At 68.9% G+C, this 25,712-nt stretch carries 26 protein-coding genes and 1 pseudogene; 7 read left to right on the top strand and 20 right to left on the bottom strand.

From position 1 onward, the window contains the following. Positions 1 to 73: 73 nt before the first annotated feature. Entirely contained in the window at positions 74 to 1,333 is a 1,260-nt protein-coding gene (locus J9315_RS08785) for an aminotransferase class I/II-fold pyridoxal phosphate-dependent enzyme (RefSeq protein ID WP_198498755.1), read from the bottom strand. Between the two features lie 135 nt (positions 1,334 to 1,468). On the opposite strand from J9315_RS08785, the gene J9315_RS08780 reads away from it, so the two are divergent. After that, entirely contained in the window at positions 1,469 to 2,191 is a 723-nt protein-coding gene (locus J9315_RS08780) for a class I SAM-dependent methyltransferase (protein WP_211977566.1), read from the top strand. 57 nt (positions 2,192 to 2,248) lie between these two features. Here the strand turns inward: J9315_RS08780 and J9315_RS08775 are convergent, their stop codons facing one another. Beyond that, on the bottom strand, positions 2,249 to 2,713 hold the full coding sequence (locus J9315_RS08775) for an Hsp20/alpha crystallin family protein (protein WP_198498757.1): 465 nt from the start codon (positions 2,711 to 2,713) through the stop codon (positions 2,249 to 2,251). Between the two features lie 91 nt (positions 2,714 to 2,804). Between J9315_RS08775 and J9315_RS08770 the strand changes: the two genes are divergently transcribed. Further along, the gene (locus tag J9315_RS08770; RefSeq protein ID WP_198498758.1) at positions 2,805 to 3,740 is read left to right on the top strand and encodes an AEC family transporter; all 936 of its coding nucleotides are present in this window, start codon (positions 2,805 to 2,807) and stop codon (positions 3,738 to 3,740) included. A 113-nt stretch (positions 3,741 to 3,853) separates the two neighbouring features. Here the strand turns inward: J9315_RS08770 and J9315_RS08765 are convergent, their stop codons facing one another. The 5 genes from J9315_RS08765 to J9315_RS08745 all read right to left on the bottom strand — a co-directional run bounded on the left by J9315_RS08765 (position 3,854) and on the right by J9315_RS08745 (position 8,681). After that, complete coding sequence (locus J9315_RS08765) at positions 3,854 to 4,369, bottom strand: ferritin (protein WP_137824099.1); 516 nt, start codon at positions 4,367 to 4,369, stop codon at positions 3,854 to 3,856. Between the two features lie 124 nt (positions 4,370 to 4,493). Then, positions 4,494 to 5,927, bottom strand: coding sequence for an amidase family protein (locus tag J9315_RS08760; protein ID WP_198498759.1), 1,434 nt, complete (start codon positions 5,925 to 5,927; stop codon positions 4,494 to 4,496). Beyond that, on the bottom strand, positions 5,924 to 7,165 hold the full coding sequence (locus J9315_RS08755; RefSeq protein ID WP_198498760.1) for an amidohydrolase: 1,242 nt from the start codon (positions 7,163 to 7,165) through the stop codon (positions 5,924 to 5,926). Before J9315_RS08755 ends, J9315_RS08760 begins: the two co-directional genes overlap by 4 nt. A gap of 27 nt (positions 7,166 to 7,192) precedes the next feature. Continuing rightward, positions 7,193 to 7,924: a hypothetical protein gene (locus J9315_RS08750; RefSeq protein WP_198498761.1), complete on the bottom strand. Its 732-nt coding sequence runs from the start codon at positions 7,922 to 7,924 to the stop codon at positions 7,193 to 7,195. Positions 7,925 to 7,934: 10 nt separating this feature from the next. Then, entirely contained in the window at positions 7,935 to 8,681 is a 747-nt protein-coding gene (locus J9315_RS08745) for a DUF5058 family protein (RefSeq protein WP_198498762.1), read from the bottom strand. A 128-nt stretch (positions 8,682 to 8,809) separates the two neighbouring features. On the opposite strand from J9315_RS08745, the gene J9315_RS08740 reads away from it, so the two are divergent. After that, complete coding sequence (locus J9315_RS08740) at positions 8,810 to 9,403, top strand: maleylpyruvate isomerase N-terminal domain-containing protein (RefSeq protein ID WP_198498763.1); 594 nt, start codon at positions 8,810 to 8,812, stop codon at positions 9,401 to 9,403. On the opposite strand, the gene J9315_RS08735 is transcribed toward J9315_RS08740, so the two are convergent. Next, positions 9,404 to 10,759 carry an MFS transporter gene (locus J9315_RS08735; RefSeq protein ID WP_198498764.1) on the bottom strand — a complete coding sequence of 452 codons (1,356 nt, stop codon included), beginning with the start codon at positions 10,757 to 10,759 and terminating at the stop codon, positions 9,404 to 9,406. It lies immediately after the preceding gene. Positions 10,760 to 10,929: 170 nt separating this feature from the next. Here J9315_RS08735 and J9315_RS08730 point away from each other — a divergent pair, with 170 nt between their 5' ends. Further along, positions 10,930 to 11,133: a hypothetical protein gene (locus tag J9315_RS08730; protein WP_198498765.1), complete on the top strand. Its 204-nt coding sequence runs from the start codon at positions 10,930 to 10,932 to the stop codon at positions 11,131 to 11,133. Between the two features lie 256 nt (positions 11,134 to 11,389). Here the strand turns inward: J9315_RS08730 and J9315_RS08725 are convergent, their stop codons facing one another. The 8 genes and pseudogenes from J9315_RS08725 to J9315_RS08690 all read right to left on the bottom strand — a co-directional run bounded on the left by J9315_RS08725 (position 11,390) and on the right by J9315_RS08690 (position 20,097). Further along, on the bottom strand, positions 11,390 to 11,836 hold the full coding sequence (locus J9315_RS08725; RefSeq protein WP_269780023.1) for a transglycosylase family protein: 447 nt from the start codon (positions 11,834 to 11,836) through the stop codon (positions 11,390 to 11,392). Between the two features lie 151 nt (positions 11,837 to 11,987). Then, positions 11,988 to 12,746 (bottom strand): transglycosylase family protein, encoded by a 759-nt coding sequence (locus J9315_RS17570; protein WP_269780024.1) that lies wholly within the window; start codon positions 12,744 to 12,746, stop codon positions 11,988 to 11,990. A gap of 118 nt (positions 12,747 to 12,864) precedes the next feature. Beyond that, the gene (locus J9315_RS08715; RefSeq protein ID WP_211977563.1) at positions 12,865 to 15,243 is read right to left on the bottom strand and encodes an excinuclease ABC subunit UvrA; all 2,379 of its coding nucleotides are present in this window, start codon (positions 15,241 to 15,243) and stop codon (positions 12,865 to 12,867) included. 9 nt (positions 15,244 to 15,252) lie between these two features. Further along, the gene (locus J9315_RS08710) at positions 15,253 to 15,672 is read right to left on the bottom strand and encodes a VOC family protein (protein WP_198498767.1); all 420 of its coding nucleotides are present in this window, start codon (positions 15,670 to 15,672) and stop codon (positions 15,253 to 15,255) included. 1 nt (position 15,673) lies between these two features. Next, entirely contained in the window at positions 15,674 to 16,105 is a 432-nt protein-coding gene (locus J9315_RS08705) for a helix-turn-helix transcriptional regulator (protein ID WP_198498768.1), read from the bottom strand. A gap of 1 nt (position 16,106) precedes the next feature. Then, positions 16,107 to 17,645: an APC family permease gene (locus tag J9315_RS08700; RefSeq protein ID WP_198498769.1), complete on the bottom strand. Its 1,539-nt coding sequence runs from the start codon at positions 17,643 to 17,645 to the stop codon at positions 16,107 to 16,109. 15 nt (positions 17,646 to 17,660) lie between these two features. Further along, positions 17,661 to 19,076 (bottom strand): annotated as a pseudogene (locus J9315_RS08695) (FAD-dependent oxidoreductase); the annotation flags it as partial. 37 nt (positions 19,077 to 19,113) lie between these two features. After that, on the bottom strand, positions 19,114 to 20,097 hold the full coding sequence (locus tag J9315_RS08690) for an SDR family oxidoreductase (RefSeq protein WP_198498771.1): 984 nt from the start codon (positions 20,095 to 20,097) through the stop codon (positions 19,114 to 19,116). 95 nt (positions 20,098 to 20,192) lie between these two features. Between J9315_RS08690 and J9315_RS08685 the strand changes: the two genes are divergently transcribed. Continuing rightward, complete coding sequence (locus J9315_RS08685) at positions 20,193 to 21,161, top strand: WYL domain-containing protein (protein ID WP_198498772.1); 969 nt, start codon at positions 20,193 to 20,195, stop codon at positions 21,159 to 21,161. A gap of 18 nt (positions 21,162 to 21,179) precedes the next feature. Here J9315_RS08685 and J9315_RS17565 read toward each other — a convergent pair whose 3' ends face one another. Continuing rightward, positions 21,180 to 21,950 carry a septal ring lytic transglycosylase RlpA family protein gene (locus J9315_RS17565; RefSeq protein ID WP_198498773.1) on the bottom strand — a complete coding sequence of 257 codons (771 nt, stop codon included), beginning with the start codon at positions 21,948 to 21,950 and terminating at the stop codon, positions 21,180 to 21,182. Between the two features lie 164 nt (positions 21,951 to 22,114). Further along, a complete protein-coding gene (locus J9315_RS08675) occupies positions 22,115 to 22,471 on the bottom strand; it encodes a hypothetical protein (RefSeq protein WP_198498774.1) in 357 nt (118 codons plus the stop codon). Positions 22,472 to 22,526: 55 nt separating this feature from the next. Here J9315_RS08675 and J9315_RS08670 point away from each other — a divergent pair, with 55 nt between their 5' ends. Together J9315_RS08670 and J9315_RS08665 are read left to right on the top strand one after the other, a co-directional pair. Continuing rightward, positions 22,527 to 23,261 carry a glycerophosphodiester phosphodiesterase family protein gene (locus J9315_RS08670; protein ID WP_198498775.1) on the top strand — a complete coding sequence of 245 codons (735 nt, stop codon included), beginning with the start codon at positions 22,527 to 22,529 and terminating at the stop codon, positions 23,259 to 23,261. An 82-nt stretch (positions 23,262 to 23,343) separates the two neighbouring features. Continuing rightward, a complete protein-coding gene (locus tag J9315_RS08665) occupies positions 23,344 to 23,685 on the top strand; it encodes an RNA polymerase-binding protein RbpA (RefSeq protein ID WP_009375781.1) in 342 nt (113 codons plus the stop codon). Positions 23,686 to 23,762: 77 nt separating this feature from the next. On the opposite strand, the gene J9315_RS08660 is transcribed toward J9315_RS08665, so the two are convergent. Then, entirely contained in the window at positions 23,763 to 24,506 is a 744-nt protein-coding gene (locus J9315_RS08660; RefSeq protein WP_198498776.1) for a polyprenol monophosphomannose synthase, read from the bottom strand. 284 nt (positions 24,507 to 24,790) lie between these two features. Continuing rightward, positions 24,791 to 25,705, bottom strand: coding sequence for a metal-dependent hydrolase (locus J9315_RS08655; protein ID WP_198500968.1), 915 nt, complete (start codon positions 25,703 to 25,705; stop codon positions 24,791 to 24,793). Positions 25,706 to 25,712 lie beyond the last annotated feature (7 nt).

Here is a 25,712-nt window from a genome sequence, read left to right as displayed (position 1 = left end):
GCACACGCCGACGGGGCTGTCTGCGCATCGTGCGCAGGCAGCCCCGTCGGCGTCGAACGGCGGGGCCCTGAGCTCAGCCGGCGAGGAGCTTCTCGTAGCTGGCGAGCTTGACGCAGGCGACGAGTCCCTCGGCGGCGAGTTCGACGTCGGCCAGGGTCGGCATCGTCGGAGCGATGCGGATGACATTGCCCTGCGGGTCGAGCCCGTACGGGTGCGTCGCCCCGGCCGGGGTGAGCTTGACCCCGGCCTCGGCGGCGAGCTTGACGATCCGATCGGCCGTGCCCTCGAGGGTGGTCAGGGTGATGAAGTAGCCGCCGTCGGGCTTCGTCCACGTCGCGAGGTCGGTTCCGCCGAGTCCGGATTCCAGAGCGTCGAGCACCGCGTCGAACTTCGGGGCGATGATCTCCGCGTGCTTGCGCATATGGTCGATCACGCCCTGGCTGTCCTTGAAGAAGCGCAGGTGACGCAGCTGGTTGACCTTGTCGGGCCCGATCGCGATGTTCGCGAGGTTCGAGGTGAACCAGCGCATGGTCTCCGGACCACCGGCGAAGAACGAGACTCCGGAACCGGCATGGGTGATCTTCGAGGTCGAGGCGAAGATCCAGGGGCGTTCGGGATGGCCGGCGGCCGCGCAGAGGGAGAGGATGTCGATCGTCTCCGGGTGTTCGTCGCGGAGGTGGTGAAGGGCGTACGCGTTGTCCCAGAGCAGCGTGAAGTCCGGGGCGGCAGCGGGCATCGCCGCCAGCGCGGCGGCCCGGTCGGGAGTGATGGTGATCCCCGTCGGGTTCGAGTACATCGGCACGAGCCACATGCCCTTGACGGTCGGGTCCGCGGCGAGGCGCTGCGCCGCGTCGAGGTCGGGGCCCTCATCGTCCATCGGAATGCTCAGCAGCTCGAAGCCGAGGGATTCGGCGAGAGTGAAATGGCGGTCGTAGCCGGGGACCGGGCAGATGAGCTTGTGGGTGCCCGCCCCCCACGGGGTGGAATCGGCGGCTGTGCCGTGGAGGAGGGCGAAGGTGAGCGCCTGCGCCATGAGGGTGAGCGAGGCGTTGCCGCCGGCGAGCAGCTGCTCGGCGGGCACCTTGAGCAGCGGCGCGAAGATCTCCCGGAGTTCGATGATCCCGTCGAGGCCACCGTAGTTGCGCGTGTCGACACCCCCCGGTGTCCGGTAGTCGTCCCCGGTCACCTGCGTGAACAGGTCGACCGCGAGGTCGAGCTGGGCGGGACTCGGCTTGCCTCGGGTGATGTCGAGGTCGAGGCCGCGCGAGGCGAACTCCTCGTACGCGCGGGAGGCCTTCTCGAGTGCGGACTCGAGATCGGGGGTGGGGGTCATCGATGCTCCTTCTCGCCGCGCTGCGGCGGTGGTGACTGCCGGTGCCTCCATCCTAGTCACAGGGCGGGCCGGGCGTGTTCGTTAGAGTGTGTTCCTGAGACGATCGGCCGCAGAGTCGCAGAGGAGGACAGCGCCATGGTCAGACCCCGGGCTCAGGCCGCGCATGGGACTCGGTTCGGCACTCAGGCCCACCTCTACGACGCCGTCCGCCCCGACTATCCGCAGGCGGCCCTCGACCTCCTCGACGCCGGCTGGGCCGGGCTGCGGGTGTGCGACCTCGGGGCGGGCACGGGAATCCTCAGTCGGAGGCTGCTCGCCGCCGGCGCCGAGGTCGTCGCCGTCGACCCCGACGCCGCGGCCCTCGAGCACAATCCGGCACCGTCTCTCGTCGGGTCCGCGGAGACGACCGGCCTGGCGACCGGCAGCGTCGACGTCGTCACGGTCGCCCAGGCCTGGCACTGGTTCGACGAGGCGGCGGCGGGGGAGGAGATCGCGAGGATCCTCACGCCCTCCGGTCGGCTGCTCATCCTCATCAACCAACTCGACGTCCGCGTCGACTGGGTGCTGCGGCTCAGCCGCATCATGCACGCCGGGGACGTCTACCGGCCCGCGTACGTGCCCGCGCCGCGCGGCTTCAGCCTCCACGACCGGGCCGTCATCGACTTCTCCACCCCGCTCGACGTCGACGGCATCGTCGATCTCGCGCGCACCCGGTCGTACTGGCTGCGGTCGAGCGAGGCGACCCGCAGCCGCGTCGAGGCGAACCTGCGCGGCTATCTCACCGAGGAGCATCCGATCACCGGCACCGTCGACCTGCCCTACATGTGCCTGGCCTACCTGCTCGCGCGTGAACGCTGAACGGCGGGCAGGCACGCGCTCATGCTTCTCTGCCCGCCGGTGCGGATCAGCCCTGGCTCAGAGGGGCCGGTCGTCCTCGGTCTCGACCACCTCGGTGGATTCGATGACCTCGGTCTGCTTCGGCGCCTGATGGGAGACGCTGATCTTGCGCGGTCGTGCCTCCTCGGCGACGGGGATCGTCAGGGTGAGCACCCCGTCCTCGTAGTCGGCGCGGATCCGGTCGAGGGCGACGCGGTTGCCGAGGGTGAGCTGGCGGGCGTACGTGCCCGAGGTCCGCTCCCTGGTCAGCCACTTGACGTCCTTGTCCGCCACCGGTGAGGTCCGCTGCGCGCGCACCGTGAGCGTGCGGTCCTCGACATCGACGTCGATGCTCGAGGGGTCGACCCCGGGCATGTCGATCTGCGCGACGAACACCTCGCCGTCGCGGTAGAGGTCCATCGGCATGGTCGCGGCGTTCGGGGTGCGGGTGACCTCGGTGAAGAAGCGGTCGAGATCGCGGATGGGATCGAAGCGAGTGGCCATGATCGTCCTTTCATTGGGGGAACCGGTCCTGTATTGAGTCAAACACACTCAATTTTGAAATCAATCCTCACACATGGAACTCTCAAACAATATGAGCCTGTCTCCGATCCTCGCCGCCCTCGTCCCGGTCACAGCACTCATCGTGCTCGGCCTGGGACTGCGGAGGACTCCGCTGTTCTCCGGCGAGGACTTCTGGGCGGGGGCGGAGAGGCTCGCGTACTACTGTCTCCTGCCCGTCCTCCTCTTCACCTCCGTCGCCGAGGTGGACGTCACCGCCGTCCCCGTGCTCCGACTCGCCGTCGCCCTCGTCGTGCCCACGCTCATCGTCTCGCTGTTCATCATCGTCCTCCGCCGCGTCGTCGCCGCGGATCTGCCGGCGTTCACCTCGGTGCTCCAGGGCGGGATCCGCTTCAACACGTACATCGGCCTCTCGATCTCCGCGAGCCTGCTCGGACCGACCGGGGGAGCGCTGGCGGCGATCGTCGCGGCCATCCTCGTGCCCACGGTCAACATCGTCTCGAGTCTCGGGTTCGAGTTCCTCCGCACGGGACGACGGTCGGTCCTCGGCCTCCTCCGCGTCATCGTCCTCAACCCCCTTGTCATCGGGTGCGCCCTCGGGGGACTGTGGAACCTCAGCGGGTGGGCGCTGCCGGAACTCGTCTCCGGTGTCCTCGATCCGCTCGCGGCTGCGGCCCTGCCGATCGGCCTCATCTGCGTGGGAGCGGGACTGCGGTGGTTCTCCCTGCGGGAGCACGGCGCCGGCCTCGTCTGGTCGACGGCGGTCAAGCTCGTCGTCCTGCCCGGGCTCAGCCTCGCCGCGCTCGTCGTGCTCGACGTCCCCGCCGAGGCGGCCGTGGTCGGACTGATCTTCCAGGCGATCGCGACGGCGAGCTCGGGTTATGTCATGGCCCGGCAGCTCGGCGGCAACGCCGAGCTCATGGCCGCGCTCATCGCCGCCCAGACGGTGCTCATGCTCGCCACCCTGCCCCCGACGCTGCTCCTCGCCCAGCTCGTCTTCGGGGTCTGAGGAGTCCGCCGCAGGGGCCGGAAGTCGGCCCGGCGTGGGGAAGCACAACGGCCGGCTCCCCGCGGTGGGGAACCGGCCGTGTCAGCGGAGTCTCATTCGCTGTCAGCGGAGTCTCACTCGCTGTCGGCGGAGATGTCCGGGTGACGCGAACCGAGCGCGTTGTCGATCGAGAGCAGACCCGAGCCGCTGTCGCCGACGATCTCGAGGCGACCGATGATCTCGGAGATGCTCGCCTCTTCCTCGACCTGCTCGTCGATGAACCAGTTGAGCAGGGGAAGGACGTCGAGGTCGCCCTCGGCCTGGGCGGTGCGGTAGATGTTGCGGATCGACTCGGAGACCTTCTCCTCGTGGGCGAGCGCGGCCTTGAAGAAGTCGAGCGGACGGGAGCCGGAGACCTTCGGGGCGGCGATGTCACCGATCTGCGGGGCGAAGCCGCGGTCGACGCAGTGCTGGATGAACTTCGCGGCGTGGACCTGCTCCTCCTCCGACTGGGCGCGCATCCACCGGGTCATGCCGGTGAGCTCGAGGTCGTCGAGCTGAATGGACATCTGCAGGTAGACCATCGAGGCCTCGAGTTCGAGCGTGACCTGCTCGCCGAGGACCTTCTGCATTGCGGGGCTCAGGTGCATGTGAATCTCCTAATGCGTTGTCAGGCAGCGGACTGCCGCCTGCGTCGTGACCAGCTTGACACCATTTCTGGAATCATTCCAGTGTGGAAAGGCTCGGCAAACAGTGCTGAGGCAAGCCGAACCATCACTCGCCGATCTCCGGGTGGCGCTCATTCCACCGGGTGGCCTGTTCGAAGGCGTGGGCGATCTCGAGGAGGCGGACGTCGTCGCCGGGCTTCGCGACGAGTTGGACCCCGACGGGCAGTCCCGCGGCGGAGAACCCGGCGGGCACGGAGATCGCGGGGCAGCCGGTGGCGGTGATGAGGCACAGCGCCCGCATCCAGTCGAGGTAGGTCTCGAGCTGGGTGCCGTCGATCTCCATGGGGTATTCGATGCCGACGTCGAAGGGCAGGACCTGGCACGTGGTGAGGACGAGGAGATCGTGATCGGCGAAGAACCGCTGCACCTCGCCGCTCAGCCTGGCGCGGGCGGCCTCGGCGGAGACGATCTGCGGGCCGGTGAGCCGCTGCCCGGCTTCGATGTTCCAGCGCACGGATTCCTTCATCCGGTCGCGATCGGTCTCGTAGAGCCCGCCCCAGGAGGCGAGGAAGTCCATGGCCCGGCGCACGCCGAAGACCTCGTCGCCGTCGGAGAGATCGGGGATGACATCGTCGACGGAGGCACCGAGGTCCGCGAAGACGGGAGCGGTGGCCGCGACGATGTCGACGACCTCCGGCTCGACGGGCAGGAGGCCCTTGAGGTCGGGGCTGAACCCGATCCGGACGCCCGTGAGGTCGGGGGCCTGCCCGCCGAGGCGGAACTGGGGACGGTCGAAGACGGACCCGGGTTCGGCCAGGATCGCCGGCAGTCCGGGTTCGGGACCGGCGGCGATGCTCATGAGGAACGCGATGTCGGAGACGGTGCGCGCCATGAAGCCGGTCTGTCCGAGCCAGGAGAACGGCGAGGGGGAGGAGTTGGGGATCCGCCCGTTCGTCGGACGGAAGCCGGCGACGTTGTTGAAGGACCCGGGGGAGCGCAGCGATCCGCCCATGTCGGACCCGTCGCCGGAGGCCTGGATGCCCGCGGCCAGGGCCGCTCCGACGCCGCCGGAGGAGCCCGAGGCGGACTTGTCGAGATCGTACGGGTTGCGGGTGACGCCGAAGACGGGGTTGAACGTGTGGGAGCCGGCGGCGAACTCGGGGACGTTCGTCTTGCCCGTCGTGATCACCCCGGCACGGCGCAGCCGGGAGATGATGAGGGAGTCGGACTGCGGCACGCGGTCGGCGAAGATCGGCGACCCCCACGTCGTCCGCATGCCCGCGGTGTCGTTGGTGTCCTTGTGGGTCATCGGCACTCCGTGGAGCGGGCCGATCTCGGCTCCGGCCGCGAGCGCCTCGTCGGCGGCTGCGGCTTCCGCCCGCGACCGGTCGTCGTCGCGGGTGACGACGGCGTTGAGCGCGGGGTTGACCTCGTCGATGCGGCGCAGCTGATCGTCCAGCGCCTCCCGGGCCGAGATCTCCTTGTCAGCGATCCTCGCGGCGAGTTCGCGGGTGCTCATCCAGCGCAGGTCCTCACTCATCCCTCCGCCCTCCCGAGGTCGGAGAGCACGGCCGTCAGGGCGGCGCGCAGGCCCGTCTCCAGGGTGGTGGGCACATCGTCGGGGGCGAAGTGCGGGGAGTGGTTGCCCGCCGGCGGTTCGTCGCCGTCGAGGATGGCGGGGGAGTAGCCGCCGAAGAACCAGTAGACGTAGGGCACTCCGAGCGCGTCGCCGAACGCCCCGAAGTCCTCACTGCCGGTCACGGCGGGCACGACGTGGACGTGGTCCTCGCCGAGTTCGGCGCCCGCGGCGGAGACGAAGGCGGCCGTGCGATCGGGATCGTTGACGCAGCGGGGAAAGGAGTGCATCGGTTCGATGAGAGGCTCGGGGGCGCCGGAGGCCTCGGCTTCGGCGCGGACGATGCGGTGGACCCGGTCGAGGACGACGGCGCGGACGTCCTCGTCGAAGGTGCGGATGTTGAGGGTGAAGACCGCGGTCTCGGGGATGATGTTCTCCTTGAGTCCGCCGTGGAACGTGCCGACGGTGACGACGGCGGTGTCGCGGCCCGAGATCTCCCGGGACACGATCGACTGGAGGCGGGTGATCATGAAGGCGCCGAGGACGATCGGGTCGATCGCGTTCTCCGGCTGGGAGCCGTGCGCCTGCTTCCCGCGGACCGTGACGCGCAGGGAGTCCGACATCGCCATCGCCGTGCCGGAGGAGACGTAGACGTCTCCGGCACGTCCGGGCCACACGTGCTGACCGTAGACGACCTCGGGATTGACCACGGTCTCCCACAGGCCGTCGTCGAGCATCGCCTGCGCTCCCGCAGCGGTCTCCTCCCCGGGCTGGAAGAGGAGGACGACGGTGCCGGCCCACGCTTCCCGGTGCTCGGTGAGGAACCGGGCGAGGTAGAGGCCGACGGTGATGTGGGTGTCGTGGCCGCAGCCGTGCATGACCGGGGTCGTCGTCCCGTCGGGCAGGGTGCCCTCGGCGTGGGAGGCGTAGTCGAGTCCGGTGTCCTCGGCGATCGGCAGTCCGTCCGTGTCGGCGCGGTAGGCGACGACGGGTCCCTCGCCGTTCTCGATGACGGCGACGACGCCGGTGCCGCCGAACGTCTGGGGTGCGAGGCCGAGTCCGGTGAGGAACTCGGCGATCGCTGCCGCCGTCTGCGTCTCGGCCATGGAGAGCTCGGGGGTGCGGTGGAACTGCTGGTAGTCGGCGACCGCCTCGGCGAGGGAATCGGTGACCGCGGTGCGCAGGCGCGTTGTCAGCGGCATGGCGTCCTTTCGTGCTCGGTCGGGAGCTCAGTTGATCCCGACGGTGTCCTCACCGGAGTCATCGCGGGTGTCGGTGACGGCCCGGTTCCGGGTGAACCACGTGATGACGATGGTGACAATGACCACAATAGCGACGTCGCCGGGGGCGAGGACGGGCACGACCGGAATGAGGACGAGGATGACGAGGGCGGCGACGGCCAGCGCGATGATCGTCGACTTCACCTGCCGGAGTGAGACGATGAGCTGGACGGTGACCCCGCCGAGGATCGCCGGGAGGATGTAGAGCTGGGCGATGAGGGTGATGTTCTCCGGGATGACCGTGACGAGCCAGGTGCCGAGGACCCCGACGAAGAGGACCATGGAGACGACGTGGATCATCGCGGCCCCGCAGATCGCCATCGTCGCCGCGTACTCGCCCTTCCGGGTGCCCGGCTTCGCCCCGATCGTGTCCTGGGCGACGATCGCCGAGGGCAGCAGCTTGTTCGCGACGTTGCCGATCATGAACGCCTGGTACATCCCGGCCGGTCCGAGGATGGGGAAGTACGTGAGCGGTTCGACGACGTAGAAGACGCCGTAGACGGCGAAGACGGCGAGGAACGCGGTGAGGATGTCGCCGAACCCGATGTCGGCGTCGGCGACGACGAGGAGGTAGAACGGCACCGAGGTGGCGATGAGGAACCCGATGAAGAGCGTGATCGAGCCCCACTTCGTCGTCGTGGCTTCGAATGCCTCATGCGAGGGCGAGGGAATGACGGACATGAGGCCTCCTTCAGGCGTCGGGCATGCCGAGGCCGGCGTAGTGGGCGAAGTAGGCGGCGACGAGACCGGCGAGCACGGAGATGCCCAGTCCCCATTCCTTCAGCCACGACTGGCGGAGGACGTGGGCGGCGGCGAGGCAGATCGCCATCGTCACCGCGGACACGGCGATCGCGATGACGTGGGTGGGCGACTTCGGGATCTCGCGGAACGTCAGCGCCGCGAACGCCGCGAGCAGCGCGGCACCGGGCACGAGCGACATGAGGGCGGGATTGATCTTCTCGAGCTTGTGGGAGCTGCGTTTGAAGATCGGGGTGAGGATGAGCGCCGAGAGCATCCAGCCGGCGCCGGAGAGGCTCATCGCCATGAGCGCGACGATGAAGACGCCGCGGGTGAAGGTCGCATCGCCGAGGTTGGCGTCCATCGTCCCGGCCGCGATCGAGGCCGAGGCCACCTCGGTGGCGGCGGAGCCGATGAGGCCGACGCGGACGATGACCGGGGGAGTGCCGAAGAGCGGCAGGAGAGCGATGGCGACGAGGACGACGGCGAGCGAGGGGCCGATCGCCGCGACCCCGCCGGCCCGGAAGGCGGCGGTGACCTCGGCCTGGCTCATGTCGGCCGAGGCGGCGTTCTGCCGCACCGCGCGCATGTAGATGAGGGATTGGATGACGACGACGCCCATGACGGACAGCGCGAGGATCCACAGGACCGGGGCGTTGGCCAGGGGCAGATAGTCGGCGGAGGCACTTGCCGTCACCATGGTCGGACTCCTCACCTCGGGTGATTCTTCTCGTGTGAGCAAGATAACCCCAAACGCCGAGGCGGCCCAGAGGCAGCGCGAAACTTCCCATCAGATGAGAAGCCGGTGGTCGTGGCAGAATCGGTGACATGCTCGAGCCCGTCATCGCCGAGAATCTCGACCGCGCCGAAGCCTGCTGGGTGCAGGCGCTGCGGCGTCTGGGACCGCCCGAGGCGAGTGCGCACTATGCCGCGCCGAGCGGCTGCGGGGGCTGGTCGAACCGCGATCTCGTCAACCACCTCATCGGCGGGGGACTGCGGTACGCGATGCTGCTCGCCCAGGACCCGCCCGCCGAGGTGGAGGCGACGAGGGACCGGGACCACCTCGGCGAGGATCCGCTCGAGGCGTTCTGGACCCATGAGCACCGCTTCCGCCGGCTCGCCGCCGAGGTCGATCTCAGCGTCTCGGTCAGCCACCGCATCGGGGATCTGCCGGGCACCCAGCTCGTGCGGATGCGGATCCTCGAACTCGCCCTCCATGCCGCTGACCTCTCCGCCGGCACCGGCGATCCGTGGCCGGTCGATGAGGCGCTCGCGGAGTTCATGGCGACCGACCTCGCCGCGCTCATCGTCGACCTCGGCGACACCGGCGGCTATGCGCCGCCGCGCACCGACGCGCCGGCCGCGAGTGCGGCCGACCGGGTGCTCCTGCTGTCGGGACGCCCGGTCAGCCGCCGCGGATGATCATTCCTGGGCGGCGGCGCCGCGGACGATGACCTTGTCGCGTTCGGGATTGGCGAAGAGCAGAGTGAGCACCGCCGAGACCGCCGCGGCGACGCCGAGGACCTGGAAGGCCGTCGCATAGCCGAGGCCGGGGCTGGCGGCGGCATCGACGATGAGCCCGGTGACGTAGGGTCCGACGAGCCCGCCGATGGCCATGAGGGCGAGGAACACCCCCAGGGTGCCGGCGGTCTGCTGGGGCGGACAGATCTCGGAGACCGCGGCATTCGACAGCGGGAGGACGACGACCCCGACGCCGTAGCCGATCGCGACGATCGCGACCGCGGCGGCCGCGTTCTCGATCGAGGGCAGGAGGAAGAGGATGCCGCCGCCGACGACGACGAGCAGCGAGGGTCCGACGATGCGGACGAACCGCGACGACCAGCCGCGGGCGAGGAGGAAGTCGGAGAGCAGGGTGCCGCCGATGAGGCTGATGAGACCGACGATCGAGGGGATCGCGAGCATCGACCCGGCCTCGAGGCGGCTGAAGCCGAGACCGACCTCGAAGTACGACGGCAGCCAGGTGAGGACGACGGTGACGAGGGCGTAGATGCTCGCCACGAGCGGGACACCGGTGAGGAAGGTGCGGGTGAGGAAGATCCTCGCCCACGGCACGCGGGGCTCGTCCGAGTCATCCGCGGCGGTGTCCTCGGCTGCGGCGTCGGAGTGCGCCTTCTTCGCCGGTCCGGTCGCCTTCGCCGGGATGTAGGGGCCGACCTCCCAGAAGCGCAGCCAGAAGAAGCACCAGACGATGCCGATGACGGCCATCGTGATGAGCGCGCTGCGCCAGCCGAACGTCACCGAGAGGTAGGCGAGCAGGGGAGCGAGGACGATCTTCGCCACCGAGGCGGCGCTGGCGAGCAGCGCACCCGGGAAGCCGCGGCGTGACGAGGGGTGCCACGAATATGCGGCGGTGTGGATGAGGGCGGAGCTCGGGCCCTCGGCGAAGCCGAGGAGCATCCGGGAGGCGACGAGGACGGCGAAGGTCGCGGCGACGACGAGCGGGAGCATGGCGGCCGCCCACACGAGTGCGAGCACGAGGAGGACGGTGCGCAGCGACATCCAGCGGTTGAGGGCGCCGGCGAAGAAGCCGCCGACCGTGAAGGCGAAGAAGAAGAGGCTGCCGACGAGGCCGATCTGAGCGGCGCTGATGCCGAGTTCCTCCCCGAGGGCCTGGGCGATGATGCCGAAGGCGGCCTTGTCGCCGTAGTTGACGACGTAGAGGACGACGAGCAGACCTGTCAGCGACCAGGCCTTGCGGCGGGATTCCGACCCGGCTGAAGCGAGTGCGACAGGGGGAGTGGACTGAGGGTGAACCATGAAGCTTCCTTGCGTCGTGGTGACATCCGACCGATCTCCTGTGGCCGCGATCACACTCACCCTATTGAACGCTCGTTAGATAAGTCAACAGTCCGATGTCTGCTCCTTCCGTGGAGGCGAATCGACGCCGAGATCGGCTGAGCCCGGGGTGTGACTAGGGGAGTAGTCCGATGACTGAGAGTCGGGGCAGAGCATTCGGTTGGACGCTGGTGTCGCTCAGGCGAGTTCATCCGACCACCGAGCAGGTGGAGATGCCGGTGCGCGATGCGCTGGCCGGCAATGGTTCCGAGAAGTCCGGGCAATCCGAAAGCCGCCGTCGCACAGGCGGGCCGCAAGTCATGGTCGCGCAGGCCGGCGAAAGCGGCGATCAGTGAGTCGCGCGCAGCACGGGCCGACGCTGCGGACTCCGTGTCGACCCGCAGACTCCGGGATGGCCTGCACGCTCCATGTCGACCTGCGGGCTCCATGAGAGACACGAGATGAGGCCGGGGCAGTGGCTTCATCGGTTTAGTTAACATAATGTATATTATCGGCGCTATACGCTGGAAGGCCGGGACGCGGCAGTGCCGTGAATGTGCGTGTGGCCGCGAACAGCGTCCAGCTGTCCGCGGCCACACGATGATCCGACGGTCATCCGCTCCCGACGTAGCCGCCGAGGCCGACCTTGCCGGAGTCGTCCGAACCACCGGAGCCGCCGCCGTCGTCCGCGGCGCCGGTCTCCTTCGTCAGGCCGGCTTTCTCACCGCATGTCGGCCAGGCACCGGGTCCCTGTTCCGCGAGCGTCTTCTGGGCGATGCGGATCTGCTCCTGCTTGCTCGCCTCATGCGGCATGCCCTCACCGCCGAACGCCTTCCATGTCTGCTCCGAGAACTGCAGACCGCCGTAGTAGCCGTTGCCCGTGTTGATGCTCCAGTCACCGCCGGACTCACAGTCGGCGACGCGATCCCAGACGCTCTCGGATTCAGCGGCCTGGGCTGGTGGACTGAGGCCGACGAGTCCGGCGGCGGCGATCGCGCCGACTCCGGTGAGCAGTGCTGTTCTGCGCAGAGTGGTCGCAGCGTGTCTCACGAATGTCATCTCCAAAGATCGACTGCATTCGGTCAAGCGGTCCGGCCGTTACCGAACCGTTATCCACGCTAACGACGATGAGCACATCTGTCCGGGGTCCGCGCGTGGGAATCGTCTCAGAGGACGGTCACCGTGCCCTGAGTGCGCCGACTCCCCCGGATCAGAAGATCTGGATGACGTGCCCGGTGAGGCCGGTGCCGTTCGGCGGGCTCCCGCCGTCGTCCGACTCGGGTGCGTCGCCGGTGTCTGCCGAGTCGCCGGCGGTGCCGTCGGCAGGCGCGTCGTCCGTCGGCTCTTCGGGCGCTGCCGGTTCTTCCGCGGCGGGCTCCTCAGGCTTCGGCTCTTCAGCCTTCGGCTCTTCAGCCTTCGGCTCTTCAGCCTTCGGTTCCTCGGCCTTGGGCTCCTCGGGTGCCGGCGGCTCCTCAGCCTTCGGTTCGTCCTTCTTGGGTTCCTCGGCCTTGGGCTCTTCGGGCTTCGGCTCGTCCTTCTTCGGCTCTTCGGCCTTCGCGTCCTCGTCCTTCTCGGCCTCGGAGGCTCCGCCGTCATCGGCAGCGCCGTTCGCCTTCGTCAGGCCGGCCTTCTTCCCGCACGTCGGCCAGGCGCCGGGACCCTGCACGGCGAGCGTCTTCTGCGCGATCCGGATCTGCTCCTCACGGCTGGCTTCGTGCGGCATGCCCTCACCGCCGAACGCCTTCCACGTCTGCAGCGAGAACTGCAGACCGCCGTAGTAGCCGTTGCCCGTGTTGATGCTCCAGTCGCCGCTCGATTCGCAGGCGGCGACGCGATCCCACACACTCTCGGACTCATCGGCCTGGGCGGGCGCATTCGCACCGAGGAGACCGGCCGCGGCCAGTGCCCCGGCCCCGACGAGCATCGCGGATCTGCGCAGGAAGGTGCTGACGAGTTTCACAGTGGTCATCTCCGTTGTGAGGTGGGTGCATGCCCTTGGGAAGGAGCCTCGGACACGGCCGGACGTTACCGAACCGTTAGAAACGGTAATCGACTTCTCCGGCCGTGTCTATACGGGCACGGAAAGTTCACACCTGTACACTCTGCCGGACATAATCGCCGAGGTGGCGCGCCGTGAGCGTGGCACCGTCGGCGATGAGCTCGGCGGGATTGCCGGTGAAGACGACCCGCCCGCCGTCGTGTCCGGCTCCCGGCCCGAGATCGATGATGTGATCGGCATGCGCCATGACCGCCTGATGGTGTTCGATGACGATGACGGTACGGCCGGCGTCGACGAGGCCGTCGAGGAGGCGCAGGAGGTTCTCGACATCGGCGAGGTGGAGGCCGGTCGACGGCTCGTCGAGCACGATGACCGACGCCGCGTCGGCGGCCTTCGCCGACAGATGCGCGGCGAGTTTGAGGCGCTGCCGCTCACCGCCGGACAGCGTCGTCAGCGGCTGGCCCAGACTGATGTAGCCGAGACCGACGTCGACGAGGGTGGCGGCGATCTTCGCGGCCTGCGGGATCCTCGACTCCCCCGCTGAGAAGAAGTCGACCGCCTCGGCGGCGGGCATGTCGAGCACCTCGCGGATGTTCCTGCCCCCGAACGTGTAGTCGAGCACCGCGGCCTGGAAGCCCTTGCCCTGACAGACATCGCACGGGGCCGACATCCCCGCCATCATCCCGAGATCCGAATAGATCACGCCGGCCCCGTTGCACACCGGACAGGCCCCTTCGGAGTTCGCGCTGAAGAGGGCCGGTTTGACGTCGTTGGCCTTCGCGAACGCCTTGCGGATCGGTTCGAGCATGCCGGTGTACGTCGCCGGATTGCTCCGTCTCGATCCCCTGATCGGCGTCTGGTCGATGATGATGACCCCGTCGCGGGTGACGAGCGAGGTGTCGATGAGCGTGCTCTTGCCGGATCCGGCGACCCCGGTGACGACGGTGAGCACCCCGAGGGGGATGTCGACGTCGACGTCGCGGAGATTGTGGCCGTCCGCTCCTCTGATCTCCAGTGCGCCCGTCGGTGTGCGCACGGCCTCCTTGAGCGCGGCGGTGAAGCCGAGATGATCGCCGGTGCGCGTGCCCGACTCCCGCAGACCCGCGACCGTGCCGGTGAAGCAGATCTCTCCCCCTGCGGTGCCGGCACCGGGGCCGAGGTCGACGACATGATCGGCGATGCCGATCGTCTCCGGTTTGTGCTCGACGACGAGGACGGTGTTGCCCTTGTCCCGCAGCTGCAGGAGCAGACGGTTCATCGACTCGATGTCGTGAGGGTGGAGGCCGATCGTCGGTTCGTCGAAGACGTAGGTGACGTCGGTGAGCGCGGAGCCGAGATGGCGGACGAGCTTGATCCGCTGGGCCTCTCCCCCGGACAGCGACCCCGATGAGCGCTCGAGGGAGAGGTAGCCGAGTCCGATGTCGACGAAGGCCTGCACGGTCTCTTTCAGAGACGCGACGAGCGGTGCGACACCGGGGTCGTCGATCTCAGCGAGCCACGCGGTCAGCTCCGAGATCTCCATCGCGCACACCTCGGCGATGGACTTCCCGGCCAGCAGCGAGGACCGCGCCGCCGCATTGAGCCGCGTGCCGTGGCACTCGGGGCACTCGGTGAAGACGACGGCGCGGTCGACGAACTCCCGGATGTGCTTCTGCATGCCGTCGCGGTCCTTGGACAGGAACGACTTCCGGATCTTCGGGATGAGGCCGTCATAGGTGAGGTTCGTCCCGCTGACGACGATCTTCTCCCCCTCGAGATCGAGCAGGGCGCGCCGCTGCGCGGCCGTGAACTCGGCCACCGGGACGTCGGGGTCGAAGAACCCCGACTCCGCGTAGAAGCGGACGGACCAGCCGCCGACCTTGAACCCGGGGACGGTGATCGCCCCCTCGTTGATCGACTTCGTCTCGTCGACGATCTGCGCGACGTCGATGTCGGTGGCCGTGCCCATCCCCTCGCAGTGCGGGCACATGCCGCCGTTGACGCTGAATTCGCGCCGTTCGACCTCCTTCGCATCGCCCTTGACCGTCGTCACCGCGCCCTTGCCGCTGATCGTCGCGACGTTGAACGAGTAGGCGTTGGGCGAGCCGAGGTTCGGTTCGGCGAGCCGGGAGTAGAGGATCCGCAGCTTCGCGTTGATGTCGCTCACGGTGCCCACGGTCGAGCGCGGGTTCGCCCCGATCCGCTCCTGATCGACGAGGATCGCCGTCGTCAGGTTCTCGAGGACGTCGACGTCGGGCCTGGCCATCTGCGGCATGAACCCCTGGACGAAGGCGCTGTAGGTCTCGTTGATCATCCGCTGCGACTCCGCGGCGATCGTGCCGAAGACGAGTGAGCTCTTGCCCGACCCGGAGACACCGGTGAACACGGTGAGCCGGCGTTTGGGCAGGTCGACGGAGACGTCGCGGAGGTTGTTCTCCCGGGCCCCGCGCACCCGGATGAGGTCATGGCTGTCCGCTGCCTGGGTCATCGCGGCCCTTCAGTCCCGCTGCTGGACGCGGATGAGGTTGCCGGCCGGATCGCGCAGCGCGAAGTCGCGCAGACCGTAGGGCTGGTCCATCGGCTCCTGGACGATGTCGGCGCCCTTCGCCTCGACCTCGGCGAAGACGGCGTCGACAGCGGGGCTCGCGAAGACGATGGACGCGTAGCTGCCCTTGGCCATGAGCGCCTCGATGGTCTCGCGCTCGGCATCGGTGAGCGTCGGGTCGACGACGGCCGGGGTGAGCACGATCGAGGTGTCGGGCTGGTCGGGGGCGCCGACGGTGATCCAGCGCATCTGGCCCTGGCCGACGTCGAGGCGGACCTCGAAGCCGAGGACGTCGCGGTAGAAGGTCAGTGACGCCTCGGCGTCGGTGTGCGGAAGGAAGCTGGCAGTGATCGAGATGTCCATGACTCTCATGCTAGTCGCCGGGGCGGTGTCCCACTTCTCGATTCCTGACGGGCCTGAGCACGGTCTTGGCGATGATCGTCGGAAGGTCGAGGTCGCCGTGGACCGCCCGCTGCCGGTAGCTCGTCGGTGACATGCCGACGAGCTCGGAGAACCGCGTGCTGAAGGTGCCGAGCGAGGTGAACCCGACGGCGAAGCAGATCTCGGTGATCGAGAGGTCGCCGCGGCGGATGAGCGACATCGCCCGCTCGATGCGCCGGGTGAGCAGGTAGGCATACGGCGACTCGCCGTAGGCGGCCTTGAAGCGGCGGCTGAGATGACCGGCCGACATGTGCACCCCGGCCGCGAGGTCGGGGACGTTGAGGGGTCGGTCGAACTCGCGGTCGATGCGATCGCGGACCCGCCGCAGCGCCCGCAGCTCGGCCAGCCGATGCCTCTCCCCCACCTCAGGCCGCCTCGGCGTGGATGCCCTTCTTCAGCGTCTCCCCGCGGAAGTACGCGGGGTGGCGCACGGCCTGGATGATCATGATGACGACGCCGAGGAGGAGCACCCCGATCCCGAGGACGAAGACGAGGCCGATGCCGAAGACCGATGACCCCGACCCGTACGAGGGGTCGAGGGAGTCGATCGCGGTGCGGACGAAGATGACGAGGAGGGTGAGTCCGCCGAGGAGGGGGAAGAGGAAGCGGAAGAACACCGTCCGGGCGGAGAGGAAGAGGGACCGGCGGAAGTACCACGTGCAGGCGAGTCCGGTCACCCCGTAGTAGAAGCAGACCATGAGCCCGAGCGCGGTGATCGTGTCCCACAGGGCGTTCTCGGACAGCAGGCGCATGACGACGTAGAAGATGATCGCCGCTGCCGCCGAGGTGATCGTCGCGACCGAGGGCGACTTGAAGCGCGGGGAGACGTTGCCGTAGCGCTTCGGCAGCGCACCGTAGTGGCCCATCGCGAGGATCGTGCGTGAGGGTGAGACCATCGTCGACTGCAGCGAGGCGAGTGACGAGGAGAGCACGGCGATCGAGACGATGATGGCGAAGGGGCCCATGATCGGTGAGGCGAGTGCTGCGAAGATCGACTCCTGGTTCTCCGGGTTGCCGGCCCCGAGGCCCTCCGTGCCGACGCCGGCGTAGGCGATGACGGCGATCGTGCAGGCGAGGTAGATGACGACGATCGCGACGATCGTCAGCATCGCCGCCCGGCCGGGGGTCTTCTCCGGGTCCTTGGCCTCCTCGTTCATCGTGATGACGGTGTCCCAGCCCCAGAAGAGGAAGATCGACAGCGACACGGCCGCCGCGATCGTCGAGAAGTCCCCGGCCGCGACCGGGTTGAACCAGTCGAGGCTGACCGGGGTGGCGTCGAAGGCGGTGCCGTTGGCGACGTGGATGAGTGCGGCGATGACGAACCACCCGAGCGCGATGACCTGGAAGGCGACGAGCCAGACCTGGACCTTCTCGGTGGCTTCGACGCCGCGGTAGGAGATCCAGGCGGCGACCGCGGTGAGCAGGATGGTGATGGGGATGTTGATCCACAGCACCCGGGTGAGGTCGGCGATCGCGGGATCGGAGAAGATCTGGCTGAGGAGGATGAAGAGGAAGTCGACGCCGACGGCGGCGAGGTTGGACAGGACGAGCACGGTCGCGGCGATGAGCCCCCAACCGCCCATCCATCCGAGCCACGGGCCGAAGGCGCGCGTCGCCCACGTGAAGGTCGTGCCCGAATCGGGCATCGCGGTGTTGAGCTCCCGGTAGCCGAAGACGACGAGGAGCATGGGGACGAAGCCGATGAGGAGGATCGCGGGGGTGTGGACCCCGACCTCGGAGATCGTCGGGCCGAGCCCCGATGTGAGCGTGTACGCGGGCGCGATGCAGGCGATGCCGATGATCGCGCCGCCGATCGCACCGACCTTGCCGGCGGAGAGCCCCTTTGCGCTCAGGCCGGAGTCGGTTTCGATGGGGCGTTCTGGTGCGGGTGTTGCCGAAGTCATCCGTTCATCTAACCACTAGTCGGCGAGAGCGCGAAGCACCGTCTCAGCGGTGTCCCGCCCGATCCGCACCGCGCCGTCGACGTGCTGGTAGCCGCGGCCGGCGATGTCCGAGCTCGCGAAGTGGAGCGGCCCGACGGGATCGTTCTGGTACCGGCCCCAGCGGCTCAGTCCCCCGAGGTCGTAGCTCGTCGCGTACGCCCCGCGCGTCCATTCCTCGGCCCCGAAGTCCGAGAGGTGGAAGACCGTCGGGGTGAGCGCCTCCGGTCCGAGGAACGCGGCGATCGCCTCGAGGATCTCAGTCTTCCGGTCCTCCTCGCTCAGTGCCCACATGCGGTCGGCGTTGACGTCGGAGATGAAGCCGACGAGCGTTCCCTGCTCCTCCCCGTGATTCGTGTTGTCGTAGACCTCCTGGACGAGGTGGCCGGCGCCGAAACCGGTGCCCGACAGGCCCTGCTCCCGCCAGAACGGGCGCGGGTACGTCGCGTGGACCTTGATGACGAGCCCCATCGACTGGTGTTGGTGGAAGACCTGCTGGAGGCGCGGCAGGTGCGGGACGTAGGTGATCCGGGAGTAGAGGTTGGGCGGGACGGCGACGATCACCGCGGTGCCGGTGTAGGACGCGTCATCGGTGGAGACGACGACGTTCTCACCGCTCCAGTCGATGGTTCGGACGGGGCTGTTCAGCCGCACGATGTCCTCGCCGAGGTCGGCGGCCAGGCGCTGCGACACCGACTGCATGCCGCCGACGACCCGGCGGTCGAGGATGAAGTGGTCGTCGACGAGGTGGGAGAACGATCCCGCCGAGGCGGCCATGAGGATCGCCTGGAGCGCCGAGAACGCGGTCGTCGGCTTCGTCAGCATGCCTCCGGCGACGAACATCCCGATGTTCGCCACCGCGAGCGCGTCGTCGGACTGCCCCTCCAGCCAGTGCTGGAAGGAGACTGCGTCGAGGTCGGCGGCCTCGGCGGCGTCCCACGGGGCGTCGGCGCCGATGCGCTCGGCGAGGTCGTCCAGCAGGCCGATGAGGCGTTCCATCTCCGCCTGCGTGGCCGCGGGCACGGGGAACATGCCGCCGTCGTAGACGGTGCGGGTCCCGTCGGGTGCGAGGTAGACGCTGTCGCCGTCCCGGTAGCGCTGGTAGGTCGTCAGGCCGAGTTCGTCGACGAGGTCGAGGATCGCCGTCTGGTCCGGTGAGATCCACTGGCCGCCGATCTCGAACATCTGTCCGTCGATCGTGTCCGTCCACGTCCTCCCGCCCACCCGGTCGCGGGCTTCGAGGACGATGACCGACCGGCCCGCCGCGGTGAGCGCGCGGGCGGCGGTCAGCCCCGTCGGCCCGGCTCCGACGATGATGACGTCTGCTGTCTCCTCCGACATGGCGCTCCCCTCAAGGATCGTGGTTCCTCTGATGTACTGCCAGAGTAGTCCCGGGCACCGGGGTTGGGTAGCGGTGTCTCACGACACCCGGTCATCGGAAGGTCATCGGGTCCGCGGACGGATCGTCCTCCTTCGCGGCGAGGTAGCCCCACGAATCGGGTCGGGAGCCGTCGAGGTCGGTGAGATCGTAGGTGCCGGCGAGGTCGAAGCTGCTCAGCGTGAGTCCCGTGAAGCGGTGACGGTCGGGATCGGCGGCGAGTGCGGCGATGCCGCGGCCGATCAGGTGCGGGGTCTCGGAGATCGCGAAGTCCCGGGGTGCGGCCTCGTTCGACTCGTCGAGGGCGTCGGTCAGCCACGTCTCCTCAGTCGTCGCGAAGCCCTCGAGCATCATCTCCGAGCGCAGCCAACCCGGGGTCAGGGCCACGGCGGTCGCGCCGACGGGGGCGAGCTCATGGGAGAGACCGAAGGCGAACCGGCTGATCGCCGTCTTCGTGAGGTCGAGCCAGATGGATTCGCGGAAGTGCGTCGCGTTGTAGGCGCTCGTGCCGTCGGTGATCTCGATGTGGAGCCCGCCCGGTGTGCGGGTGAGCAGCGGGAGGAGGGCACGGGCGGTGAGGAGGTGGCTGAGCAGACCGGTCTCGAGGAGTCGCCGACCCTGGGCGCCGTCGCCCTCCCACAGCGGCTGACCCCAGGACACGTACGCCTCTCCGCCGATGTCGCCGACGAGGATGTCGAGGCCCCGGCCCTCCGCCTCGACCTGCTCGGCCAGGGCGGACAACGACTCCTCGTCGAGGTGGTCGCAGACCACGGCCTGCCCCTCTCCCCCGGCGGCGCGGATGAGGTCGACCGTCTCCTCGATCGTCTCCGGTCGCCCGTAGTCCGATGGTGCGCCGGCCGTCGACCGGCCGGTGCACCACACGAATGCTCCGGCGGCGGCGAGTTCCCGGGCGATCGCCCGGCCGGCGCCGCGGGTCGCCCCGGCGACGAGAGCGGTCCGGCCGGCCAACGGTCGGCTGTCGAGACGGGTCGGTGCGGGTCGGGTGGAGGACTGAGCTGGAGCTGGTGAATGCGTCATGGATCGATCCTCGACCCCGATCCCTGACATCCACTGTCAGGGATGAGCATAGAATCTCTGTCCATGGATGCTGTGTCGCCGGTCGGGAGAGCTGCGTGAAGGCCGCCCGACTCGTCTCGGAGATCGCGCTGCTCTCGGCGCGGTCGCATCCGCTCACGGCGAGCGACCTCGCGACCCGCCTCGAGGTCACGGTGCGCACGATCTACCGCGACCTCGCTGAACTCTCCCGGATGGGCGTGCCCATCGTCACGGAGTCCGGTCCGGGCGGCGGGGTGAGCCTCCTCGGCGAGTGGACGTCACCGCTGTCGGGCCTCACCCGCACCGAACTCGATTCGGTGCTCCTCGGATCCTTCGCCTCCGCTGATCTCGGGCTCTCCGGCGACCTCGCGACAGCGCGGGCGAAGATCGCCGCTGTTTCCGGTCACGACGATCTCACGCGCACCGTCATCGTCGACGGTCCCGACTGGTTCGCCGAGGAGGCCGCTCCCCCGGCACTGAACACCGTGGCCACCGCACTGCGCCAGCGCCGCGGTCTCCGCTTCGCCTATGCGCGGGCCGACGGCACCCGGCAACGCAGCGTCATTCCGCTGGGTCTCGTCGTCAAGGCCGGGCGCTGGTACCTCGTCGCCCAGCCGCCGGGAGTCGCGCCCCGGACGTATCGGGTCTCGCGGATCTCCGAGGTCCGCGTGCACTGGACGCAGGCGACCGGTCCCACGGGATTCGACCTCGCCGACCACTGGCAGCAGGCGCGCATCGACTTCGACCGGAGTCTGCGCACACTGCCGGTCCGGATCCGGCTCCCGCAGACGGCGTGCGCTGATCTCGTCCACCACGTCCCCGGTCCCCTCACCGCCGAGGCGGTGGCCGCCGCCCGTCCGGTCACCGGGGCCGACGGGGTGGGCCGCATCGAGGTCGACATCGCCCTCGAATCGGTCGAGGTCGCCGTCTCGCAGCTGCTCACCGTGCCCGGGGTCGAGGTCGTCTCCCCGGCGGAAGTGCGCGAGAAGCTCGCACGCCGGGCGTGCGAGCTTCTCGAACTCAACAGAGGGACCGGCCGGCTGTGACCGGCCGCGCGATCGGTGTCAGAGGACTTCGTAGGTGCCCTGGATCTCCCCGGCGCTGATGCCGCCGACGGCGGACATCGCGGCCTTCGAGAGGTCGATGCAGCGGGATCCGCTGTAGGGGCCGCGGTCATTGATGCGCACGGTCACGGACTTGCCGTTGGCCTTGTTCGTGATCTTCACCTTCGAGCCGAAGGGCAGACTCTTGTGCGCGGCGGTGAGCTCGTTCGTGTTGAACGTCTCGCCGTTCGCGGTCTTCTGTCCGTCGAAGCCGTCACCGCCGCCGTAGTAGGACATCGGGCACGAACCGGAGCTGCCGGCCGAGGACCCCGACTTCGAGGGTGCGGAGTCGTCGGATCCGGAGGACTTCGATCCGGAGCTCTGTGCCGTCGACGACTTCTCGCTCGAGGCCGACGGCTTGGGCTCCGGTGCCTTCGTCTTCGCTTCGAGCGAGAGCTTCTCCGGCTCGGCCTTCGCCTGCTCCTCGGCCTTCTTGAGGTTCTCATCGGCGGCCGGGCTGGCAGCGGGAACCTCGACGACGACCGGGCTCTGCGCGACGACCTGCTCCGCGGGTCCGGCGGCATTCGGCGCCATCGCGAACGTCGACCCGACGACCGCCGCGGTCGCGGCGGCGGGCACGATGAAGGCCGAGAGCACGGGGCGCGACCGGACGGCGGAGAGGACTCCGGTCGCCGAGTTCGCCTCGGGTGCGTGGCGCCCTGTGCGCTTCTTCGCCGGCTTGAGTGCGGCGAGGAGCGAGCCCTTCGTCGAGGTCGAGGAGTGTTTGCCCACAGTCCGTCCTTCGCGTGAGAGTGCGCGGCACACGCTCAGCGAGCCTGTGCCCCAAGTTATCGGATCGTTACCTGGGGCCAGTCTAGTTAACGAACTGTTACATTTTCAACGCGGCACGCGCAATCGCCGCCCGAGCGCAGGAGACTTCCGTCACTGCGGCGGTGTCAGTCGCGGGTGCGCCCGGCGGCATCGCCGGTGTCCCGTGACCGCCGCGTGACCAGTCGGCGGACGCTGTCGGCGCCCGAGGTCACGGTCTCCTGTGCCCGGTCGAAGGCGCGTTCGACCTTGCCGCTGCGCACGGCGTCGTCGATCGCATGGGAGACGCTGCCGAGCGCCCTGTTCACCGACGACTCGGCGGCCTCGATGAGGCGTGAGCCCTTTGCGGCCTCACGGACGTTCCTCACGCCGCTGCTCGCGGCGCCGTAGGCGCGGGTCGCCGCGGTGCGCGCCCGCTCGGTGGGGGTGCGCTTGGTCGAATCGATGACGAAGTCCGGTTCGATGGGGTCCTGTGCTCGGCTCATGCCTCCATCGTTGTCGACACCAGGAGAGATTTCAACAGGACTCTAGGATTGGATCATGAATTCCCAGCCTGAGATCATCGCCCACCGCGGCGGCCTGTGGCCCGGCACGAGTGAGAACACGCTCACGGCGTTCACCGCGGCCTGGGACGCGGGAATCGTCTGGATGGAAACCGACGTCCACGCCTCCGCCGACGGCGTCCTCTTCGCCGCCCACGATGCGGATCTGCGGCGCATCGCGGACTGCCCGCATCTCATCCGGGACCTGCCGGCCGACGAGCTCGACGCCATCGACCTCGTCGACGGCGGACGCCTGCCCCGCCTCGGCGATCTCGTCGATGCCCTGCCGGGTGCGAAGTGGAACATCGACGTCAAGGCTCCGGAGTCGATCGCGGCGATGGTCCGCTTCGTCCGCCTCGGCGGCATCGAGGACTCCCTGCGCCTGGCGTCGTTCTCCGATGCCACGCTGCGCCGGCTGCGGGCGAGCCTGCCCGGGGTGGCCACCTCGGCGGGCACCGGGGAGACGGCACGGTTCCTCCTCGGCGCCCTGCCCGGCTTCCCGACTCGCGGTCTGCTCGAGCTCTCCCCCGACCTCGACGCCTTCCAGGTGCCGATGCGCTGGAAGGGCGTGCCGATCGTCACGGGCGACTTCGTCGACCGCGCCCACCGGCTCGGCCTCGAGGTGCATGTGTGGACGATCAATGAGGCAGCCGACATGCGCACGCTCGCCGGCCTCGGCGTCGACGCCATCGTCACCGACGACGTGCCGCTCGCGCAGCGCACGCTCGGCTGACCGTCCGCGCAGGGGAATAGCCCGAAGCGGTAGACTGTTGCTTTCGTATGCACGTCTGCAGTCGAGTCGGAAGGTCGAAGAGATGAGCGAACGCAGTCTTCGCGGAACACAGTTGGGCTCGCGCAGCCTGGAGTCGGAGGAGGGCGTCGAGCCGGCGCCGCGCCAGATGGTCGAATTCGAATGCGAGGACGGCACCCGCTTCAAGGTTCCGTTCTCGATCGAGGCGGAGGTCCCCTCGACGTGGGATTCGGGCATCCACGGCATCGGCGTGCGCGTCGGCGTCAACGAACCCGACGGCGAACCCGAGAAGCACGTGCGCTCGCACTGGGACATGCTCCTCGAGCGCCGGTCCTTCGACGAACTCCAGGTCCTCCTCGACGAGCGCCTGGCGATTCGCCGCGGTGAGGTGCCCGCGCAGAGCTGAGACTCCGCTGCCCGACACGAGGGGCGTCGACCGAGAGGTCGACGCCCCTCGTGCATTCGCGAACGGAACCGGGGCCCTCAGCGTCCGAAGAGGGCGCGCACCTGGCGGCCGCGGCGGGCCAGTCCCCAGCCGGCGACCTTCGTGAACGCCTCCGAGATGATCGAGGAGCTCATCTTCGACTCCCCGAGTTCGCGTTCGACGAAGACGATCGGGACCTCGAGCACGCGGAAGCCGGCCTCGATCGTGCGATACGTCATGTCGATCTGGAAGCAGTAGCCCTGGGATTCGACCCCGGTCAGCTGCAGCGCCTCGAGGACCTCGCGGCGGTACGCGCGGAAGCCGGCAGTGGCGTCCCGGACCCCGAGGCCCATCATCGCGTCGACGTAGAGGTTGGCCCCTCGCGAGAGGAGGAAGCGGGACCGGGGCCAGTCGACGATCGCGCCGCCGCGCACCCAGCGGGAGCCGATGACGAGGTCGGCGGCACCGGCGAGTGCCGGAGCGATGAGCTGTCCGAGGTCGAGGGGCCGGTGCGACCCGTCGGCATCGAATTCGCAGATGATCTCGTAGTCGCGCTCGAGCGCCCACGTGAAGCCGGCGATGTAGGCCATGCCGAGACCGGCCTTCTCCGTGCGGTGGAGGACGTGGACGCGCTCATCGACGGCCGCCTGCGCAGCGGCCCACTCCCCCGTCCCGTCGGGAGAGCCGTCGTCGACGACGAGGACGTCGACCTCGGGCTGATGCTCGAACAGCCCCGCAAGGGTGACGGGAAGGGCGAGACGTTCGTTGTACGTCGGGATGACTACCAGAATCTTCGAAACCACGGCGTCAACCCTACGCCCACCCGGGAGCAAACAATGAGCCGACACCCCCGCCTTCGGACCACGCTGTGCGCGAACGGGACAACCGCGGCGCACAGTGAGTTATCTATTGACAGGAGTGTCGGCTCCATTCCACGACCGGTGGAACGTCAACGACGAATCTAATCGCTCGACCCGAGTCTGCAAAATGTCTGTGACCTGCGACTTTGATCAAATCCGCAGGTGAGAGCGAAGTGTCAAGGGGAAGAAAACTTTCCGCTTCTCGGCGTGTCGGATTGAAATCCGGCTCAGCTCACGCGTGTCGGCAGGGCGACGTCGGGAGCGAGCTCGGGCAGCCCGGGGGTGCCGGAGGCCGGATCCGTGCTCCACGCCGCCACCCGGGGGTCGGCGACCTGGACGACGAGGCGTTCGACCCGCCACCGCACGTAGTCGGCGGCGGCACCGGGACGGAGCACTCCGCCCTCGGGGTTGCCAGCGGCCCGGTGGGCGAACCGGGTGGCGGCGTTGAAGGCGGCGCGCGCGCCGACCCCGTCGCTGCCGATGACCGCGTCGCGCACGCTCACCCACGGCGATTCGTGGGCGAAGACGAAGGAGACCTGCGCTCCGGCGGAGAGCAGCGCGGCCAGGGGCTGGTCGCGGCTCGGGTCGAGGGTGAGTGCGACACCGGTCCGGCCGATGTCATCGACGAGGGACGCGGGCACCGTGAAGTCGAGGAGCAGACGGTACCCCCAGCGCTGCGCGTGGGCGGGGTCCGCGGCGAGTCGGGTGAGCACTGCGGTGAGCTCCTCAGCGTCGGCGACGACGAGGTAGAGGGAGGTCTCGGGCAGGGCCGTCAGTTCCGCCAGGGCCGCGGCGGGCAGCCACGCCCGGCTGCCGCCGGCCGCGAGCTCCGGGTAGCCGATGACCGTGAGGCCCTCGGGCGCGTCGGCCGCGAAGCGCGCAATGCCCGCCTCATCGCCGAGGGCGTGGACGTAGGCGATGCCCGCGTCATGGAGGGCGGCCGGACTCGGCGCCGCCTCGTCGAGGAGGAGGCCGGCATGGACGAACCCGGGCGTGAGGAAGTCACCGCCCAGGTCGATCGCCTCGGCGTCGAGGGCGAGTGCCGCCTCGTCCGAGCCGATGAAGTTCACGGTCCCGTCCGCGCTGCCGAGGGCAGTCGCGAAGGGATCGACGCTGCTGTAGACATCTCCGCCGTAGTACATGATCACA

The organism is Brevibacterium sp. W7.2, assembly GCF_018137945.1.
In the GTDB taxonomy this organism is placed as follows: Bacteria; Actinomycetota; Actinomycetes; order Actinomycetales; family Brevibacteriaceae; genus Brevibacterium; species Brevibacterium sanguinis.
Note: the sequence above shows the minus strand (reverse complement) of the source record. Positions and strands in the feature narration are given on the sequence as shown.

Bases quoted from the DNA above. Each gene is read 5' to 3' on its own strand.
- J9315_RS08785 (WP_198498755.1), bottom strand. From the start codon at position 1,333: ATGACCCCCACCCCCGATCTCGAGTCCGCACTCGAGAAGGCCTCCCGC.
- J9315_RS08780 (WP_211977566.1), top strand. From the start codon at position 1,469: ATGGTCAGACCCCGGGCTCAGGCCGCGCATGGGACTCGGTTCGGCACT.
- J9315_RS08775 (WP_198498757.1), bottom strand. From the start codon at position 2,713: ATGGCCACTCGCTTCGATCCCATCCGCGATCTCGACCGCTTCTTCACC.
- J9315_RS08770 (WP_198498758.1), top strand. From the start codon at position 2,805: ATGAGCCTGTCTCCGATCCTCGCCGCCCTCGTCCCGGTCACAGCACTC.
- J9315_RS08765 (WP_137824099.1), bottom strand. From the start codon at position 4,369: ATGCACCTGAGCCCCGCAATGCAGAAGGTCCTCGGCGAGCAGGTCACG.
- J9315_RS08760 (WP_198498759.1), bottom strand. From the start codon at position 5,927: ATGAGTGAGGACCTGCGCTGGATGAGCACCCGCGAACTCGCCGCGAGG.
- J9315_RS08755 (WP_198498760.1), bottom strand. From the start codon at position 7,165: ATGCCGCTGACAACGCGCCTGCGCACCGCGGTCACCGATTCCCTCGCC.
- J9315_RS08750 (WP_198498761.1), bottom strand. From the start codon at position 7,924: ATGTCCGTCATTCCCTCGCCCTCGCATGAGGCATTCGAAGCCACGACG.
- J9315_RS08745 (WP_198498762.1), bottom strand. From the start codon at position 8,681: ATGGTGACGGCAAGTGCCTCCGCCGACTATCTGCCCCTGGCCAACGCC.
- J9315_RS08740 (WP_198498763.1), top strand. From the start codon at position 8,810: ATGCTCGAGCCCGTCATCGCCGAGAATCTCGACCGCGCCGAAGCCTGC.
- J9315_RS08735 (WP_198498764.1), bottom strand. From the start codon at position 10,759: ATGGTTCACCCTCAGTCCACTCCCCCTGTCGCACTCGCTTCAGCCGGG.
- J9315_RS08730 (WP_198498765.1), top strand. From the start codon at position 10,930: ATGACTGAGAGTCGGGGCAGAGCATTCGGTTGGACGCTGGTGTCGCTC.
- J9315_RS08725 (WP_269780023.1), bottom strand. From the start codon at position 11,836: ATGACATTCGTGAGACACGCTGCGACCACTCTGCGCAGAACAGCACTG.
- J9315_RS17570 (WP_269780024.1), bottom strand. From the start codon at position 12,746: ATGACCACTGTGAAACTCGTCAGCACCTTCCTGCGCAGATCCGCGATG.
- J9315_RS08715 (WP_211977563.1), bottom strand. From the start codon at position 15,243: ATGACCCAGGCAGCGGACAGCCATGACCTCATCCGGGTGCGCGGGGCC.
- J9315_RS08710 (WP_198498767.1), bottom strand. From the start codon at position 15,672: ATGAGAGTCATGGACATCTCGATCACTGCCAGCTTCCTTCCGCACACC.
- J9315_RS08700 (WP_198498769.1), bottom strand. From the start codon at position 17,645: ATGACTTCGGCAACACCCGCACCAGAACGCCCCATCGAAACCGACTCC.
- J9315_RS08690 (WP_198498771.1), bottom strand. From the start codon at position 20,097: ATGACGCATTCACCAGCTCCAGCTCAGTCCTCCACCCGACCCGCACCG.
- J9315_RS08675 (WP_198498774.1), bottom strand. From the start codon at position 22,471: ATGAGCCGAGCACAGGACCCCATCGAACCGGACTTCGTCATCGATTCG.
- J9315_RS08670 (WP_198498775.1), top strand. From the start codon at position 22,527: ATGAATTCCCAGCCTGAGATCATCGCCCACCGCGGCGGCCTGTGGCCC.
- J9315_RS08665 (WP_009375781.1), top strand. From the start codon at position 23,344: ATGAGCGAACGCAGTCTTCGCGGAACACAGTTGGGCTCGCGCAGCCTG.
- J9315_RS08655 (WP_198500968.1), bottom strand. From the start codon at position 25,705: ATGTACTACGGCGGAGATGTCTACAGCAGCGTCGATCCCTTCGCGACT.